Raw genomic sequence first — 16,531 nt, 5'->3', positions numbered from 1 at the left:
GCGCACGCGTGGCGGAAAGGCCAAGGTTCTAAGCTGGAACCTACTAAGCTCGAACCGGCTAACCTGGAACCAAGACCAAGAACACCTGTAACCTTCAACCTTCAACCTGAATAACCTTCAACCTTCAACCTGACTAACCTGACTAACCTGCTAACCTGCTAACCTGCTAACCTGTAACCTAAAAAACTATCCGCCAATTTGTGACATCGTCCTTGTATATGAACTATCAGTACCAGAGTCTCTCTCCTTAAAGTTGATTTCTGGTTTAATCATCAGCAACTGTCTGACCTGCTCTCTTAAGTCAGCGGTATCAACGCCGCTGCGTAGAGCAGTTTTTAAGTCAACTTGACCTTGTTCATTAAGTAGGCAGGGACGCAGCCAACCATCAGCAGATAGACGCATCCGATTGCAGCGATCGCAAAAACATTCTGACATCTGACTAATAAATCCCAGGGTGCCTTTGGCACCAGGAATCTGGAACACATCAGCTGGGCCATTACCCCGGACACTCGATTCTATCAAACCCCAGCTTTCGCGAATCCGCTGCCGTAATTCTTCCGAAGGTACCCACGCTCGCTCACCAAATAGCTGGGAGTTCCCGATGGGCATAAACTCGATAAATCGAACGTGCCAGGAGCGGTCAATGGTTAGAGCAGCTAAATCCAGCACTTCCTGGTCATTAACTCCTGGAATTACCACCACATTCAGCTTTAACGGGTCAAATCCAACCTGATGGGCAGCTTTTATCCCTTCCCAAGTCTGTTCCCAGCGCGAACGTCCCCGATTGCCAATAATTTTGTCAAATGTCTCTCGATTGAGGGAGTCCAGACTAATATTAATCCGCCGTAAACCCCCCTGGTAGAGTTGGTTTGCCATACCAGCCAGTAAAAAGGCATTGGTAGTCATGGCTAAATCTTGTGTTTCTGGTAAAGATGCGATCGCTCTAACTAACTCCACTACACCTGGACGCAATAGGGGTTCACCTCCAGTGAGGCGAAACTTTCTAAACCCTACCGGGATAAACACCTCCTTGAGCAGAGTCAGCAGTTCTTGGTCAGTGAGTAATTCTTGGCGTAGGATATAGTCAAGCTCTGCTCCTTGAGGCATACAGTACTGACAACGGAAATTGCAGCGGTCAATCAAGCTAATCCGGAGATAGTCTACAGTATTCATCATTGCTGGAACCATCGGGTTTCAAACAGTTTTGGTAATAGGTTATATCTATTCCGGAATAAGTCCCTCAGCCCTTGTAGCTAATGCTATGCAGCATCTCTTTCCAAGAATCCAGTGATACTGCAACGGTTAGGGTGCATTCCTTTTCTTGCAAAGCCTATTATGTGTTGTGTTCCTCAAGGGAGTGTCACAATTGCCTACTCATGGTTTACTGCCCTACCTAAAATCGAGAAGAAACTACCAGTATCCTAGATTTAGGGGCAATGACCGACAAACCAGATTTTATTCTATACGCACAACACGGATGGGCGGATAACTCTAAAGCGATCGCAAGCCTTGCCCAATCCTTAGCCACATCCCGCACTGCCATCATTGCTCCCGATCTCGGTTGGTTCAAAACCTGGCTCTGGATAGAACCCCTAATCAACCAACTCGAACACATCGTCTTAGATACCATTGTCACATATCCCCAAACACCAATCCGAATTATTGGTCATTCCATGGGTGGCTTAATTTGGCTAGAACTCCTCAGTCGTCACCGAGACTGGTGGTCACAAGTAGAATCCTTAGTGTTGATTGGTTCTCCTATTGGTGGTGCCGATCTAGCTAGAATTATTGACCCCTTGGGCATTGGTATTGGTATCGCAAAGGATTTAGGTATCAACCGCCGACAACTAGCAGAGTCCATTGGCGCAGTGATTCCCACATTAGTAATAGCTGGTGATAGTGATCACGGTAGCGACGGTACGATTACAATACAGACAACCAAGTTTTCTCCTAGTCAATTCGTTTGTTTACCTAATCTGCGTCATGCTGCTCTCAAAAATCATCCGTTAGTCGCAGCAGAAATCCAGAAATTTTGGGCGAATCCAGTTATAACAAAATCTCCTCCACCAGAAGACTTTATTACTAGCTTAATTCAACAATTACACTCCGTCCCAGGTATGACTGATGGTCATGGTCGCAATTTTCACCGAGCCAAGACCTATATAACATTTAAAAATGGCATTTCCATTCGGACTTGGCAGAATCCTTTACTAATACACCATGTATTTGTAGCTAGCCCTGAAGGAGACTGTCTCTACAGTGGTTTTGTAGGTTGGATACATACTCAAGCCTTATATCAAACCCTTCGGAATATAGCAAAGAGAACAGGGAGTACTCAGTAGCGATGCAGAGGTCAAACTGGTATAACTAAGCGTCCGCAAATTTCACCTGTTTACATGACGACCTCCCTACCTAAATCTGGATATACCTTACCAGTATTCGCCTGTGCCTCAGCCATAGCCGCCCTCCATCAGTTACGCAACGGTCAACCCTTTGAAACGGTGTCAGTGGACTTAATTAACCCTCCTGAAACCGCAGACATTCCCATTGAGCAAGTGGCTAGGATTCGAGAAGGGGTAGCGCTAGCTATCACTCACTCTAACCCTGGTGATAACCTTGACCTTACCCGTAATACCCCGATTTGGGCAGTCGTAGAATGGGGTTCCTCCGAGCAAACTGAATCGATACAGTTATTAGGGGGTGAAGGAATTGGACGACAAATCAATGCCGGAGGGAAACCAGCCATCTATGCTTACGCCGAGAAACTATTGCACCATAACTTGAGTGCTTTGCTAGCACCGTCAGAGAAAATTCAGGTGACGATTATCTTGCCAGAAGGGCGGAAGTTGGCACAGCGTACTTCTAATTCTGCCTTTGGTGTAGTAGAAGGACTTTCCCTACTAGGAACTACTGGCATTTCCCAGCCTCTGAGTGCTCCTGGTCAATTAGCTGCTTACCAGGAGGAATTAAAAGCAAAAGCCAGCAAATTGCTAAAAGAGCAAGCCTCCTCACATTCGAGAACACTAGTATTCTGTGTGGGAGAAAATGGCTTAGATTTGGCGCGAACCTTGGGGATTAATCCCGAGCGGCTGGTTAAAACAGCCAATTGGCTCGGACCGTTGTTGGTAGCAGCTGGGTACTCCCAGGTGCCAGAAATTTTGTTATTTGGTTATCATGGTAAGTTAATTAAACTGGCTGGAGGCATTTTTCACACTCACCACCACCTAGCTGATGGACGACTGGAAATTCTCACCGCTCACTGTGCGCAGTTAGGAGTACCAACCCCACTGATCAGGCAAGTATTTGGCAGTCAAACCACTGAAGCTGCTCTGAATTGTCTGCGTCAATGGGATCAGACTCAGGGCACTGATTGGGTAAATCAGGTTTATCATGCGATCGCATTGACCATTGACCAACGCTGCTTTGACTACATCCGCAAACACAGTGAGCAGCATATCCAGGTGGGCTCTGTATTGTTCGATCGCGATCGCAAGATTATAGTTACCAGTGCCACAGGTTGCACATTATTTTCAAATTTGTGATAAATTTTTATAAATCTTCATACATTGGCAGGCGGATTTTGTAGCCGAACCCAATGTATGATAAATTAACCTGATTATCAGCTGAAACTTCGGATTTCAGGACATATAAACTGAAACCCTGAAAAATCTCGTGACTAGAAGTCACGAGAGTGTCAACAGACATACCACTGCCAGGCAGGTCTATGAAGTGCGTGTGGGAGTGGAAACTGACATAACCGTAAACAGATAGAGTTCTGTATCGTCGATGAGAGTCTACGACTCAGACTAACTGGTTAATGCCAGCGCTACCATCTACATCAAAGTGTTGGGGCGTTGAAGGATTAATTTACGGAAACCATCAGCTTTCAACCTATCTGTTCATAGGAATTAATTTATGCTGCCCAGAAGCACACCTAGGCAGCGACCTGTTCGTACATTCACACAACTAAACATGACGAACACAGCAGTAACCCTAAGGACCAACAAACTATCTTATCAGAAAGAGGCATTGCCTGTAGCCTCTCTAGGAGAGCAGTTGAATCGCCAGATAATTGTGATTCTGGACTTCGGCTCTCAATACTCGGAACTGATTGCTCGTCGAATTCGCGAGACTAACGTTTACTCCGAGGTACTATCCTATCAGACCACAGCTCAACAGCTACAGCAGCTTCATCCCCAGGGCATCATTCTATCTGGAGGTCCCAATTCCGTCTATGACGATGAAGCCCCCCTATGTGATCCAGAAATTTGGAATCTCGGCATACCCGTGCTAGGGGTTTGCTATGGGATGCAGTTGATGGTGCAACAACTAGGTGGAACAGTCACCAGGGCAAAAAAAGCTGAGTATGGCAAAGCCGCCTTACTAATTGATCACCCCACTGACTTACTGAGCAATGTGCGAGACCACTCAACCATGTGGATGAGCCACGGAGATTCCTGTGTGACTTTGCCAGATGGCTTTGAAGTCCTTGCCCATACTCAGAATACCCCTTGTGCCACCATCGCTAACTATCAGAAAAAACTTTATGGGGTGCAATTCCATCCAGAGGTTGTGCATTCAACCGATGGTCTTGCCCTAATCCGTAACTTTGTTTACAACATCTGCGAATGTGAACCCACTTGGACCACTGCTGCTTTTATCGAGGAAGCGATTCGAGAAGTGCGTGCCAAAGTAGGGGACAAACGGGTTTTGCTGGCTCTGTCTGGTGGAGTAGATTCCTCTACCCTTGCTTTCTTACTCCATCGCGCAATTGGGGATAAACTAACTTGTATGTTTATTGACCAAGGCTTCATGCGCAAAGGGGAACCAGAGCAGTTGGTGAAGCTATTTGAGGAAGAATTTTGTATTCGAGTAGAGTATGTGAGCGCTCGCGATCGCTTTTTGGAGCTCCTTGCTGGTGTCACTGACCCAGAAGAAAAGCGTCGCCGCATCGGTCACGAATTCATTCGCGTCTTTGAAGAAGAATCCCAGCGTCTTGGTCCATTTGATTATTTAGCTCAGGGTACCCTCTATCCCGATGTGATTGAATCAGCCCATACCAACGTTGATCCCAAAACCGGTGAGCGGGTAGCTGTGAAAATCAAGAGCCATCACAATGTCGGAGGCTTACCCAAAAACCTGCGCTTCAAGTTAGTAGAACCATTACGCAAGCTATTTAAAGACGAAGTGCGCCAACTCGGTCGTGACCTCCACTTGCCAGAAGCGATTGTGCGCCGACATCCCTTCCCTGGACCAGGATTGGCGATTCGCATCATTGGTGAAGTAACCTCAGAACGCTTGAACATTCTGCGGGATGCTGATTTCATCGTTCGAGATGAAATTCGCCAACAGGGAATGTATAACGACTTTTGGCAAGCCTTTGCGGTGTTGCTCCCAATACGCAGTGTGGGAGTAATGGGGGACAAGCGCACTTACGCTCATCCGATTGTATTGCGCTTTGTTTCCAGTGAAGATGGTATGACCGCTGACTGGTCACGAGTACCTTATGACTTACTTGAAACTATTTCCAACCGGATTGTTAATGAAGTCAAGGGAGTTAATCGGGTAGTGTATGATATTACCTCTAAACCTCCTGGAACCATAGAGTGGGAATAGTGTCTTCAAAGGGTGATTAGTGATTAGTGATTAGCCATTGTTAATTGCTCAAATGACTCATCACTAAACAATATAAAACCGAAGTTTCCAATTCAGTGAAACTTCGGTCGATACACTATGGCAAAACCAATATTAAATAATTTTCAAATCTTCTTACTCCGTTTTGTTTGTGTCAACAGCCCCAGTCCTACCAAACCAAGACCGATAACACTGGTAGGTTCTGGCACCGACTGGTACTCGTAGGTCAATGTAACTTCCCCTGCTACCTGTGTCTGAAACCCAGAAAGCAAATTGCCCGCACCCGTTACTGTGGAAGTACCAAGGGCTGTGAAGATCAAGTCCTGGTCTCCAGATCCTAAAAAGTAACTCAACTCAGAGTCCCCAGACATAAACGTATTACTTGTGCGATCGGAAGCGGTACGCTCAGGCAATGTGACTCCAGAAGATCCTGCGAAATCAAGTACACCGTCATACCTATCGAGAGCAACCTGTTCTGAAACTAAAGGCATCACCTCAACTAGGGTAATATCAGGTTCACTCAAGATTAAGGCAATTTCAGATGCCAGGTCCAAGGTTACTGTACTCGGAGCGCCTTCCTGGCTTTCCGCACGGGCATTTCCCTTGACAAATCCGATCAGGTCAATCGTGACAGTTTCGAGAGTCCCCAAAGCCTCATCAAATTTGGGGATAATGAAAAATTTATCAACAGTTGTCGGTCGCCAATCAATGGTTTGAGTATGGGTGATACTAGCTGCATTCGCTACACCAGTAGTCGCCAGCATACCAACCAAAGTAGTCGCAGTAGTTGCTAGAAATACTTTCAGACGGGAATAGGTCTTTGCCGTGGATTGAGTCATGGTACTAACGAGTGATTAAGGTCTTCTGGTCATATCTCTGTAAAAGTCACTCCAACTTCGGATTTAGCTGGAGAGCTAATTTGTGTCTCTTTGAGCTCAGCAACTGTAGCGATCGCATAAATTGCCTGATTTCCGACAAAAAGCTTAAAATTTAGGAATTACCACCAGTTGTAAGGGTTTGTCAGTATAGATGCGGTTAAGCAGTTAAGTAGTAGAATAAAATTAAAGTAAACTGTTAAGAAAAGGTAACTTCGGACAAGGCAACACGAAACAGAGAGGGATTCAATGCCTTGACAATTCTTGACAACGTTAACTTTATTTATTTTCAGGTACTTACCACTAGGACTCTGTTGACCTTGCAAAACCAGCTCAACAAACTTCTAAAAGCTGACCATAATAGTGATGAAATTGGAAGAGCAAACTGTGATTTTATCCGATAGTCATAGGGTTGTTCATGGTAGCTCAATCAGTCAATCCCAATTTTTTTTGTCTATAAATTTATCGTAGAAACCTCATGTTTTTCATCAGGTTTAAATTAAGCTTAAAATGTATGTTAAATGTATATTTTTTGTATAAATACTTTTTGTACAAAATCCGTATTGATAATCCCTTTATTTTTAGGGCTATAACTTTAAATCTTATTCATAAAGTAAACCTTATCCCAATTTGATTTATTCGAGCTACAGATGGTGAGGAGGTTACAGGTTACAGGTTACAGGTTGCCAGTTCCCGGTTATCCCTTACAGGTTGCCAGTTATAGGTTATAGGTTACAGGTTATATCAAATCTGATAGAATCTGAATTGTTTACAACTTGCATTTGCCTCAATTAACTCTCTTCCCATCCACCCATCTCTCCATCAATGTTTACAATTAATATGTAAATTAAATTTATAAAAATAGTTGTAGATAAGTTAATTATAAAAATGGGGTGAAAAAGATAAAGTCCACTTCTTAATTGGCAAGAATAAATAAATTAGTTTAGATGCCAACTGCTCTATTCCCAGTTCAGCTTTTACCCTCCTGGGAGGGGTTAGGGGTGGGTTCCTGTTCCCTAAAAACCCATAAATATGTAGTTAAAAACTCGCAAACCCTTATACTTTGTAAACTTACTAATTAATACCATTAAGAAATCCCCTACCTAAAGGCAGGGGATTTAACCTAAGTGCTCATATTTATATTGTAGCTAAGTAATGGTGTTTTATCAATAAAAATAATAGTTTTAAACGGAATCAACTGCCATAAATAAAACTATCATTATTAAAAAATAATAGTTTTTTAATAAAAAAACTTTAAAAACAATGCAAAAAAAACAGAAAGCTTAAAATCATAACCTTACCCCTTAATCTAATCCTACCACCATAGTAAATTAAGCTAACTTGGTATTACTACTTTACTCTAGGTCACGACATGGGATCAGAAATGTAGCACCTAATAAGACCAAACTAGCTATCGTTATTGGCTCAGGAGCAGACTCTAAATCATCAACACTCACTAAAGACTGATTAAAGTGAAATCCAATGGGATGCTGCCTAGGAGATTGCTGCCAGCTCAAGCTAGTTTCACCAGTGAGATTTTGACTTGCTACCCAAGAGATACGATCATTAAGACCCTCCAGCAAAATACTCAGAATAGTGCCTGGTGCAACGGTTTGACTACTAGCTAACTGAGCAAGTGCAGAAACTATACAGACAGCAGCAGCAAACGTTTTCAGTAATACTTTTAACTGAAAGTGATTGCTGAAGATAAGTTGTTTCCGTTCTAATAGTGTATTAAGCTTGACTGGTGAGATATCTACAAACGTTAATCCTGCTTCATATTTAGCTGGTGAATCTAAACCAATTTCCCTTTGCCAGGCAATTTTAACCATAGAAGTAGCTGTGTAACTTATTCCTGGTAAGCAAAACTTAATTTTTTTATGCTCCCCAGTTTTTAATGGTTTGTTAATGTAAATTTTGCCACCGCCTCGACTCAGATTAACTACTAAATCATTTTGTTCGGAAATCAGTCCTTCTATCTGATAATTTAGTAAGGTTATATGACGTGGAAATTTCCTACGCTCTTTGAGTAGATGAGTGTTAGTCAAATTAATCTCCTGAAAGATAGGTGTTAGGAGTTTGGTGTTAGGAGTTACGGGTTAGGGGTTAGGTGTTTGGTGTTAGGTGTTTGGTGTTTGGTTAATGAGTAATGGTTTTAGTAATTAATGCCTGAGTTAATACCTAATATCCCTAATATCTCAAGTCTACAGCCTAGGGCCTAGGATTTTTCAGTAATTTCTTATTGTGCTTGTCTTAATGATTAACACCTGTTGAGTATTTTTGATGGTTGAGAGGATGAGGTTTTATTCCGATTGCCTAAGTTATAGTTTTGTTTGATTAACCGATTGTAAGTTCGATAGGGCATATATTGCAAAGGATTATAGCCAGAAAACCGTAATATCAATACACAAGCCCAGGAATACTTGCCAGAAATGATTGCTTCTATAACTTGATTTAATTGTTCAGTACTCATAAATCTATATAAAGGTAGATGCAACTAAGCAAAGGGTTTAATTCACTGTAACAACTCCTAAGGAAGTTGTGCTAGGTGAAGTTCTGAAATGATAGCAGATGGTAAGATTACCGATCCTGCTGTGTATAAATCTATTCTTTAGACCATAGGTTTACGTTTAGGTTTGCGTTCAGGTTTGATTTAGTATGATTTATGTATATTTATGTATACTTTTTTTTTGAGGTATATGAGCATTCAAAAAATGTTATAATTACTCATAAACAACGAAATAAAAAGCACAGTAAAACTGCCATAAACCTTGACATAGTCCATGGCAGTTAACTTATTGGATATCACTGATTAAGACCCCTTATGTAGATAGTCTGCTTAATACCCCCCAAATCTCTTATCGCCTTACTGGGCAAAGATTTGACTTTATCAACAGATTTTTTACTCTGAAAGGAATGCCCAGTTAATTTTTGATCACAAATTAACTAAATTGGACGCATAAACTTGTGAATAAGAACCTGGTTAAGTTGTCAATATTAGTTGAATTGAGTGGGCTTATCTACGTCAATCGTTTTAATAACCACAAGCTGGTTTGTGTTCCTTGACATTAAGTTGATCAGTATAAATAACTAATCAGATAATTTCAATTTATGTGTACGCTTGTTATAAATACATACTGTTTTGTAGTAATCGCTAATCGGTAATTTTTTGCTCAATTCCCAATTACATTATTATCAATTACCAGTCAATTATCTTTAGCCTTAATAACTAAAAATGGTCTAATAGTTAAGATTGACTGTCCTTGATTTTCACTCCTGATGATCAAGTTAGCAAAGCGATGCAGTCGCTCATAGGGGGTACTTCAATGAGCGACTGCATCAAGACATGATCTATATTTGATTGCAACTTATACCAAGTTTACTTAAAATTAATACTTAAAATTAATCAGTAGTAACTGCTTACCTTATTACTCATTAACCCCATCACTCGTCATCTGTTCAAAGGGTAATATCTTTTCTGGAAGCGCCACTTAGTCTTAGGATTAGGTATAGCAAGTGTTAGAAGTCTTATCCGGATAATTTTTTAGTAACTTATTCAGCTGAAGTTGAGGCGTTGAAATAGGTGTTGCTGGCAGACCCAACAGACAATCTAGATTGTCTGGTGAAACTGTTACAAACTGTAAACCAGCTCTATATTTTTCTAGAGAATTTCCTTTAGAACCTTTGCACCACATGACTTTAACTGTAGCAGTAACTGTGTGATTTTGTGGCAAGAAAAACTGTATTTTTATAACTTGACCGACTGGGATAGGTTTTTCACTGCAAATGCTGCAACCTCCTCTACTAATATTAAGGACTGGCTGACGAGCTGAGAAGAGACCAGCCAATCGATAAGAAATAGAGGTTTGTTGGCGAGGTGATCTTCTTTTTTCTCGCATGCTGCTGGCATTAATCATACGCTTGACATTTGTTAAGTAAAACGTTTCCCTGTCTTGATGTAAAGCGTGAGTGGGGAGGGGCTGTGTGCGGACACAGGTTCCGCACACAACCCCGTGGAAACCCTCGTGAGGCCACTGCATCGCTTTTTATTTGTCCATTGTCTCAACCCGAGGTTTACGCTATGGTTCATCTATCTGTTTGACTCTGTATGGTTTTTGTATGAGTTAAGAAGACATGAGATAATCGTAAGCATTTAGCGATCAGCTTTGGTCTACTAAGCTCTTGAAGCAAGGAAAACTTAGGCATTTGGCTGAGGAGCGTGAGTATATGATTATTTGTGGACAACCCTCAAGAAACTGATAGCTGATACGCGACAAGCGCTATAGCTGAACTCAGGAGGGTAGACACTGCTGAGCTGCATGAAGCTGTTGTAATAATGGAGGACACAATCTATGGCTTATTTCTGGTTCAAGGCGTTTCACTTGATTGGTGTAGTGGTTTGGTTTGCCGGTCTGTTTTATCTGGTGCGTCTGTTTGTCTATCATGCAGAGGCTTCACAGGAGCCAGAACCTGCCCAAACCATTCTCAAAAATCAGTATGAGATTATGGAAAAACGTCTCTACCACATAATTACTACCCCAGGTATGGTGGTAACGGTAGCGATGGCAATTGGTTTACTGCTAACAGAACCAGAAGTGCTCAAGCAAGGTTGGTTACATATCAAGCTGGCTTTTGTAGCACTTTTACTGGTCTATCATTTCTATTGCGGTAGGATTATGCGACGGCTGGCTGCCAATGAATGCAGTTGGACTGGTCAGCAGTTTCGTGCTCTTAATGAGGCACCTACTGTCTTGCTAATGGTAATTGTTTTACTGGCAGTGTTTAAGAACAGTTTGCCTACAGATATTACGTCTTGGTTAATTGTTGCGATGGTTATAGTAATGGCTGCCTCAATTCAGCTGTATGCCAAAAAGCGGAAGCGGGACAAAGAGAAAAGCTTGGCTACCATGTCCCAAGCAGAGCCTCAGCTTTGATTATCAGCTTTGATTAATAGTCATTGGGGACCGATGTTAGTCCCCATAGGAAAGTATAATAAGGGCTTAATGTTTTTGCCCTTGAAGTTAACCGTTTACCGTTGACTTGAACTGCATTGGCTGGGTGACATGTTTCGTTTATTTTTACTGACTTAACTTATCAACCACGATTAACAAACAATCGATAACATCTTAGAGTTGCCTTATGTCCGCTATACCACTTAAATTAAATCTTAATGACGGTTCGGTGTCTTTTCCATTCACCGCCGATGCTGCGAAAAAATTAAAAGGTGAGGTTTACCAACTAATGCAGAGTCTGAAAGCTGCTGCTCAGGTATCTAGTGGTGGTAGACCCAAGCCTCAAAAACCGATGGAGTACCAATTTACTGGGGATGTCTTTCTTGAGATTTTCTGCAATCCCAATATCTATCCTTCTCCATTTGCTGCTAAAGTCTTAATTACTCTCAGAGATGATCGCATCCGCTTGAGTACGGAAGCTGAACTTACTCGTGTGCTAGAAGATGTTAACCTGTATTTGGAACAAGTCAGCTGAAGGCTTGGGTGTCATTTCCAGCTACTGTTGTCACGTGACATCCTGCCTAATGTCTCTCAAGAAACTAAGGTCAGAGGCAACAGGCGGGTCAGAGGCAACAGGGGGAGATGGTTAAGATGGGGAAGAATTTGTTAACCGTTTCGGCTCTTCCATAGCAGATGAACTGCACGTCCTTGGGACGTTCTTAATAAAAAATTTATGGGAAATCGTTAGTATAAATGAACTCCAACAATCTCCTGGAATTACTGCACACTGGGTTTCGCGCCTCCTTGGGGGCAACAGCCTCTTTCGTTGAAACCCTGCAAGACCCTCAAAAGCGTGAAGAAAGTCTGGCTCAGCTTCAGTCAGATTTAAATCAACAGGTGACTGAGTGGGCGGAAAAAGGAGAGACTACTGAACTTGAAGCCCGACGTTTTATTGATCAGATCTTGAATCAACCAGGTAATCCCGTGGGTCCACCGACAACAGATACCTCCAGTGATCCTGCTGCACCTTCATCTAGCAATCCTGTTCAGACCAATGCACAGGATGATATTGAGGAACTGACAACACAACTTGCTGATCTTCGCAATCAGTTAGAGGAGTTGCGTAAATCAGACAGTAATAGTTAGATTGACGCGGAGCGTGAAAAAACTCAGCCTGAGTGGGATACTAAAGTGGGAGACTAATAGGCTAGAAATCAACCACGGGAAACAGAAACTCTGCTCAATCTCTGGCATTTCTGTTCCCATCTAATCTAATGGATTTACCCACTCAGCGCTGAGATACCATCAATTCAAGGCTTTTTAAAAATGGCAGTTTAAAACTCCCCAACACCATTCCCTGAAGTTTGCTGATATGTACTCAACCGCTTACGGTTGCCCAACCAATCCGGTTAGTCACTATAGCCTTTATCGGTGGCATTGATGGGGTTTTGCTGGTTACCGACTCGATCGCACTTTTTATTCTAAAGATCAGCTTCTATGCCGTTTGATTGAGGTCCTTTAGTCATTTTCCCATTGTTGAGAACCAATCAGGTCAGCAATGCGGTCTCTGAGCAGGAATTCGCACTGCTCTAGTTCACACTCCACACACAGCCATTCTCGAGCTGGAATATATTGGCAAAGAACGTAAATAGGCTGTTGACGACTGACAAATCCTTTATCCACCAAGCGACGTGCTTCGTCTTGGATCACATCGATTGAGTAACGGATAGAAGGGGTAGATGGCACTGTGTTAACACTCATGGATATCTTATCAGCTTGATCTAAAAAACGGGGATACGATTATCTTAATCGAAATTTACTTACTGTGAAATAAAATTATTTCAGTATAAGAAGTTACCATTGACCAAGATTTGTTGATAAGGATCTTCAAATACCTTGGCCAAGTTGTCAAAGTCTAACCCATGCTCAGCTAAAATGGCTACTGGGTTATAACTGAGCCATTCATCATTGGCTGTAGGAGCTACCGTCCTCTGAAATACCCTATCTCTGTATGGATCACCTGATTGCCAAACCTGTCTGACCACTCCAACGAAATAACTTTGGTTGAGTAACCAGAATATGGCATATATTTTAGAGACTTTTTGTTAAATAAAGCTTAAATCCTTGCGTAGGGTTGGATAGGGGGGGAGTACTTTAGCAGTGCGACCTTGGTCGGGTTTTCCGACAAGGGTGAACGCGCACTAAGAGAAAAGCTCATCTTCTAACAGAGCTTTCCGCCGTAACCAACCCATATTCATCACTCTAGCTGTCTTAAGATTTACTTTATAAATAGTCTCTCAATAATCAAGGGATTGGGAATAGCAGTACAGCTGGAATTATTGCTGTTTCTTTAGATTGGATTGGGTATTTTGTCAACTCCAATTAATTGACAAGAGCTATATGGTTCTGTTATACTCCCGTATTTTTTTAAAAAAATATTTACTATCGGTATTGCAGTAGTTCATCTTCATCTTGTCCTCTGATCAAGCTGTAGAGGGGCAAATTGGCAAAAATTATCTTAAAACTCAATAAAACTTAAATAAATCTCACAAAAGTATCTATTGTTGAGCTTTCGGGTAACAATGCTTCAAGAGCGATCGCTTGAGCTGCTGGCATCTGCCCGTAAGAAAATACATATGGTGTTTCCGGTGGCAACTCTGGCAGGAACTGCTCTAACACATAAGGACTACCGTAAATCACGAGAGCTTGTAAATCCCCAGTTTTCAACAACATCTTAAGCCATGCCCTAGCTACTGCTGTCAATCCAGCACTACCCCGAAACGGGTTACCTCGGATAAATAGCTGTAGCAGAGTAGTTTTAGCACCAACAGGATTATCGACTACTTCCGAAGGTAGGGTCGTGTGACTATCAACCAGTTGGAGTTTGTAACCCAGCCTTCTTGGTAAAGCGACTGCTGGTGTATGCTGCCCCAAAAAGTCACAAGCTAAGAGATCATCGACCAAAATTAGATTACGTAATGGTTGATTACTGCTGCTGGGTATTGATGATAAAGCTAGAAAACCTCTACTTATCTGGGAAGCTTGGAGAATATCGGCTACAGTCGTGATTGTGCTTGGTTGAGCTAGTTGCGAGAGCCAATTGGGGTTGGGTTGAAATGTTATCGGTTGTTGAGCTGGATCATCTTCATTTAAGCTGGACTCCAGGACAGGTTGTGAGGGCGGGTTTTGTAGAGATGGTATTTGTTGTGCAGCGGAGTGTTCGTGTAAACCCTCTCTTTGAGAGTGATACCCCACTTTACGTTTTGCACGACTGATGCGCTCTACTGATGCCTGAATCCGCTCCCGTGAGATCCGTCCTTGTTCGACTGCTTGACAGACTGCCTTAATTGCTGTTTCAGGATTAACGGGCATTAAGAGAATATCAGCACCGGCTTCTACAGCCATGACTGTGGCTTCATCGGCACCATAGCGATTAGCAATTGCCCCCATCACTAGAGCATCGGTCACAATCAGTCCTTCAAATCCCAAGTCTGTGCGCAACAGTTGAGTCAAAATCGCTGATGAGAGGGTGGCGGGGTGTTGGTCATCCCAAGCTGTAATTAGGAGGTGAGCGGTCATGATGGCATCTACCCCAGCAGCGATCGCATTGGTAAAGGGAGGCAATTCAACCGTAGCTAGTCGGGGTGGTGAGTGGGGCAAGACTGGTAAATCCAGATGGGAATCTGTAGCGGTATCGCCATGACCGGGAAAATGCTTGGCAGTGGTTAAAACTGGATAGGGTTGGGTTCCTTGGATAAAGGCAGAAGCCAATTGGCTAACGATTTGAGGGTTATCACCAAACGACCGGACATTGATAACAGGATTTTGGGAATTGTTGTTGACATCAACCACTGGTGCCAGGATCCAGTTAATCCCAATTGCCAACGCTTCAGTAGCGGTGATTTCTGCCATGGTACGGACATACTGCAAAGCTGGCTCAGGATCGTTTTGGGCAATGGCTCCCAGTGCCATCGGTGGGGGAAACCAGGTGGCACCGGCAAACCGTTGACCCACACCTTCTTCAATATCAGCAGCGATCAGTAAGGGAATTTTTGCCCACTCTTGGAGTTGTTTCGACCTGAGGGCAAGTTCCACAGCACTCCCGCCTAGTAAAATAACACCCCCAATACCTAACTCTTGCAACCAACGCTGCAATTGTTCGGCTGGGGGTTCCCAAATCGGATACTGAATTTGGTGATCAAATAGGTAGCCGGATGCTCGAACCACTACCATTTGCGCCACCTGTTCTGCTAGGGAAAGGTTATTTAGATCAGGCAGTGACTTTGGGAGAGAATTCAAGCTTGTGCTCCAGAAATATCGTCTTCGAGTTGCTTGCTCTGGCGTTCTTGAGAAAGCTGATTCAGTAAGTTCAGCATCTGATCGCCTCCTTCGAGACCACGGTCTTCAATAAACATCACCTCTGGTGTGCGGCGCAGGCGAATCCGCCGACCTAGTTCTCGGCGGACATAACCTGTAGCTGATTTTAATCCAGCCATTGTTTTGGATCTGGCCTCATCAGTACCATAGATACTGACATAGATCTTAGCGTGCTGGAGGTCACCAGAGACATCAACGTTGGTAATGCTAACCATCCCACTACCGACCCGGTCATCTTTGATATCGTTAAGCAACATTTGACTAACCTCCTGCTGAATTAGGGAGGAAACCCGAAAAACACGGCGATTTGTAGTCATGACGTTCCCTTTGTTAAAGTATGGGCATCATCGAAAGCTGCGCGCACCTAGTCTAAACCTACTCTAAACTTAGTCTAAACCGGACTGAAGCCGAGCATCCCACGTAGGGTGAAAACCATGAATATAGAAACTCCTACGGCTATGCCAATTAATGCGATCGCAGTTAGGGGGCGGTTCAGTAGTGGTTTTACCAGCAAAAACACGGAATAGAATATTCCTAGAGTAATACTGATTAGATAGCGTGGGTAACGAGATACATTTTTAAAAAAGTCTTCCATTGTCCTATAAATTCTTATAGTGCCATTTTTAATACTGGTAGCACTTTTTTAGCTTCTTCCGTACTTATTCTGCTAATTTGTCATAAACAATGCCAAAA

Annotated in this window: 16 protein-coding genes; 7 read left to right on the top strand and 9 right to left on the bottom strand. The window is 42.8% G+C overall.

Going from position 1 to position 16,531, the window contains the following annotated elements; genetic code table 11:
- Positions 1–186 precede the first annotated feature (186 nt).
- Positions 187–1,173: a GTP 3',8-cyclase MoaA gene (gene moaA, locus F6K52_RS03145; protein WP_293073974.1), complete on the bottom strand. Its 987-nt coding sequence runs from the start codon at positions 1,171–1,173 to the stop codon at positions 187–189.
- 263 nt (positions 1,174–1,436) lie between these two features.
- Between moaA and F6K52_RS03140 the strand changes: the two genes are divergently transcribed.
- The 3 genes from F6K52_RS03140 to guaA all read left to right on the top strand — a co-directional run bounded on the left by F6K52_RS03140 (position 1,437) and on the right by guaA (position 5,616).
- Entirely contained in the window at positions 1,437–2,342 is a 906-nt protein-coding gene (locus tag F6K52_RS03140) for an alpha/beta hydrolase (protein ID WP_293073907.1), read from the top strand.
- Between the two features lie 54 nt (positions 2,343–2,396).
- Entirely contained in the window at positions 2,397–3,542 is a 1,146-nt protein-coding gene (gene cbiD / locus F6K52_RS03135; protein WP_293073904.1) for a cobalt-precorrin-5B (C(1))-methyltransferase CbiD, read from the top strand.
- A gap of 430 nt (positions 3,543–3,972) precedes the next feature.
- On the top strand, positions 3,973–5,616 hold the full coding sequence (gene guaA / locus F6K52_RS03130; RefSeq protein ID WP_293073901.1) for a glutamine-hydrolyzing GMP synthase: 1,644 nt from the start codon (positions 3,973–3,975) through the stop codon (positions 5,614–5,616).
- A gap of 143 nt (positions 5,617–5,759) precedes the next feature.
- On the opposite strand, the gene F6K52_RS03125 is transcribed toward guaA, so the two are convergent.
- From F6K52_RS03125 to F6K52_RS03110, 4 genes are all read right to left on the bottom strand, one after another.
- Entirely contained in the window at positions 5,760–6,473 is a 714-nt protein-coding gene (locus tag F6K52_RS03125) for a choice-of-anchor E domain-containing protein (protein WP_293073898.1), read from the bottom strand.
- 1,391 nt (positions 6,474–7,864) lie between these two features.
- The gene (locus F6K52_RS03120; protein ID WP_293073895.1) at positions 7,865–8,557 is read right to left on the bottom strand and encodes a PilZ domain-containing protein; all 693 of its coding nucleotides are present in this window, start codon (positions 8,555–8,557) and stop codon (positions 7,865–7,867) included.
- 212 nt (positions 8,558–8,769) lie between these two features.
- Positions 8,770–8,982 (bottom strand): HetP family heterocyst commitment protein, encoded by a 213-nt coding sequence (locus F6K52_RS03115; protein ID WP_070395443.1) that lies wholly within the window; start codon positions 8,980–8,982, stop codon positions 8,770–8,772.
- 1,030 nt (positions 8,983–10,012) lie between these two features.
- Complete coding sequence (locus tag F6K52_RS03110) at positions 10,013–10,549, bottom strand: PilZ domain-containing protein (RefSeq protein WP_293073892.1); 537 nt, start codon at positions 10,547–10,549, stop codon at positions 10,013–10,015.
- Positions 10,550–10,861: 312 nt separating this feature from the next.
- Here F6K52_RS03110 and hemJ point away from each other — a divergent pair, with 312 nt between their 5' ends.
- The 4 genes from hemJ (at position 10,862) to F6K52_RS03090 (ending at position 12,969) form a co-directional block, all read left to right on the top strand.
- On the top strand, positions 10,862–11,443 hold the full coding sequence (gene hemJ, locus F6K52_RS03105; RefSeq protein WP_293073889.1) for a protoporphyrinogen oxidase HemJ: 582 nt from the start codon (positions 10,862–10,864) through the stop codon (positions 11,441–11,443).
- Between the two features lie 205 nt (positions 11,444–11,648).
- Positions 11,649–11,996: a hypothetical protein gene (locus tag F6K52_RS03100; protein WP_293073886.1), complete on the top strand. Its 348-nt coding sequence runs from the start codon at positions 11,649–11,651 to the stop codon at positions 11,994–11,996.
- 218 nt (positions 11,997–12,214) lie between these two features.
- On the top strand, positions 12,215–12,607 hold the full coding sequence (locus tag F6K52_RS03095) for a hypothetical protein (protein ID WP_293073883.1): 393 nt from the start codon (positions 12,215–12,217) through the stop codon (positions 12,605–12,607).
- Positions 12,608–12,825: 218 nt separating this feature from the next.
- On the top strand, positions 12,826–12,969 hold the full coding sequence (locus F6K52_RS03090; RefSeq protein WP_293073880.1) for a hypothetical protein: 144 nt from the start codon (positions 12,826–12,828) through the stop codon (positions 12,967–12,969).
- A 10-nt stretch (positions 12,970–12,979) separates the two neighbouring features.
- On the opposite strand, the gene F6K52_RS03085 is transcribed toward F6K52_RS03090, so the two are convergent.
- From F6K52_RS03085 to F6K52_RS03070, 4 genes are all read right to left on the bottom strand, one after another.
- Complete coding sequence (locus F6K52_RS03085) at positions 12,980–13,222, bottom strand: DUF4327 family protein (RefSeq protein ID WP_070395448.1); 243 nt, start codon at positions 13,220–13,222, stop codon at positions 12,980–12,982.
- A 774-nt stretch (positions 13,223–13,996) separates the two neighbouring features.
- Complete coding sequence (locus tag F6K52_RS03080; RefSeq protein WP_293073876.1) at positions 13,997–15,760, bottom strand: glycoside hydrolase family 3 N-terminal domain-containing protein; 1,764 nt, start codon at positions 15,758–15,760, stop codon at positions 13,997–13,999.
- Positions 15,757–16,155, bottom strand: a complete 399-nt coding sequence (rbfA, locus tag F6K52_RS03075; protein WP_008179934.1) for a 30S ribosome-binding factor RbfA — start codon at positions 16,153–16,155, stop codon at positions 15,757–15,759. The genes F6K52_RS03080 and rbfA overlap by 4 nt, the downstream gene beginning before the upstream one ends.
- 74 nt (positions 16,156–16,229) lie before the next feature.
- Positions 16,230–16,433: a DUF751 family protein gene (locus tag F6K52_RS03070; RefSeq protein WP_293073873.1), complete on the bottom strand. Its 204-nt coding sequence runs from the start codon at positions 16,431–16,433 to the stop codon at positions 16,230–16,232.
- Positions 16,434–16,531: the final 98 nt, after the last annotated feature.

This window comes from Moorena sp. SIO3H5 (assembly GCF_010692395.1).
Taxonomy (GTDB): Bacteria; Cyanobacteriota; Cyanobacteriia; order Cyanobacteriales; family Coleofasciculaceae; genus Moorena.
Note: the sequence above shows the minus strand (reverse complement) of the source record. Positions and strands in the feature narration are given on the sequence as shown.